Origin of the sequence: Nocardia testacea NBRC 100365 (assembly GCF_000308775.1) — a bacterium.
Lineage (GTDB): Bacteria > Actinomycetota > Actinomycetes > Mycobacteriales > Mycobacteriaceae > Nocardia > Nocardia testacea.
In genome coordinates, this window is sequence record NZ_BAGJ01000223.1 from 1 (window position 1) to 1,744 (window position 1,744).

The 1,744-nt window shown below is 63.6% G+C and carries 1 protein-coding gene; it reads right to left on the bottom strand.

All coding sequences use genetic code 11. The features are described 5' to 3' along the window. The coding region (locus ON38_RS25575; RefSeq protein WP_157181890.1) for a preprotein translocase subunit SecA at positions 1 to 1,744 on the bottom strand (1,744 nt) is incomplete at both ends.

Consider the following 1,744-nt stretch of genomic DNA (forward strand, 5'->3'; position numbering starts at 1 on the left):
GCGCTGGGGGCCGATGGCGGAAGTGTCGGTGGCCGGTGGGGCGTGGGGCAGGTGCGCGGTCGCGGGATCGTGGGTGGCGGCCGCGCGGACGCCGGCGGGCTGCAGTTTCTCGGTCAGCGCCCGGATATCGGCGTTGGCCGCCGCCAGATTACGTTCGGTGGCCTCGACCCTGTTCAAGGTCCGCGCGAGTTTCTCCTGCGTCTCACGGCTCGGCGCGCTCGCGTGCTCGGCCAACGCGGCACGATGCTCGGCCAACGCGTCCTGATGCTGAGCATACCGGATGATCGAGACCTGCGCCTCGGGCGCATCGGCATACAACGCGTCATCGACCGCGGTGAAATACTGCGCACTACCATTCCCGCCACTACGCGCCGTCCGGTTCTCGACCTGGATATCCACCGCCCGCGACTCCGCCGACCGCCCCGAGATCAACACATGCAACCCACCCTCGGCATCCACATCCGCGGCCACCGGAATATCCACCCCCCGACCCCCCTGCCGATTGATCACCAACACCTTGCCCCGCTGACCGGCCTCAGCGAAAATCTCCTGCAACTTCGCTTCCGCGTCCACCCCGTGACGCAGAAAGAACTTCGCATCCACCGCGATATGTTCCACCCCCGCCTCACCCAGCATCGCCGACAACCGAGCCACCTCACTATTGCGGTTACACACCGCCAACTGCGGAATACCCGAAGGCTGCCGCTCGGCGATACTGGCCGCCATCGCCGCCAATTTCGCGTCCTGATGACTGATCACCCCCTCGCGACCCACAGCCACATAATCCTCGGCGACCCTCAACTGCAATTCCTTGAACCGCGGAATATCGACCACCCGCGCACCGTAGTCATTGAGCAACTCACCCGCGACCGCATCAGCGGTCCCCGACAAACCGAACATCTCATCACTCTTATCCGCCGAGAACAACTCCCGCGCGGTCACCGACGCCGAACTGGCCGGATCATCACGGACCTGGATACCGTGCTTGGCCTCCACCGCTTGGGCCAGCCCACCATTCCACCGACTCTCGGTCGAGGTCTCGGCATCGAACATCACCTTGTGCGACGTCTGATCGATGATATAGATCTTATGGGCCTCCGGATTCAGCACCCGCACACCGTCGGCCGTGGTGACATACTCCGGACCGAGTTCGCGGTGATGCCACACCACATAATGATCATTCTCGACATACTCGAACTCCGCCGCCGCGGCCATCGTCAACCGATTCGTTTCTTCCTCGGTCAACGCCCGGCCGAGTATCTCCTCCACCTTCGCCCGACCGGCATCGGTCAACTCGGTACCACCACCCACCCGGCCCGGCTCCCGCCCGAAATCGAACTCGGTCAACAACCCCGCATCCCGGGCACCGGTGAAAAAAGCATGCGCATCCGCCACCGCCGCCGCCACCTCCACCCCGGCCGGATTCCCCGAACCCTCCGACAACACAAACGTGGTATTCGCGAACACCAACGCCTCATCGATCTCATCCACACCATGCGACCGCGCCGAAGGCACATTCCCCCGCAACTCCCCGAACCCCAAATCCTCCATCGTCCCGATAAAGATCGTCGGCCGCCCCTCCACCGGCTCGGCATACGAACGATCCGGATTCATCCGCACAATATCGAACCCATGATCACCCAAAATAGTCCGATACTCACCGAACGCATCATGAGCCAACCCATCACGAGTCGTAATAATCACCACCGGCTCCCCCCGCGCCGCCTTCAACGCCGCCGCCGCC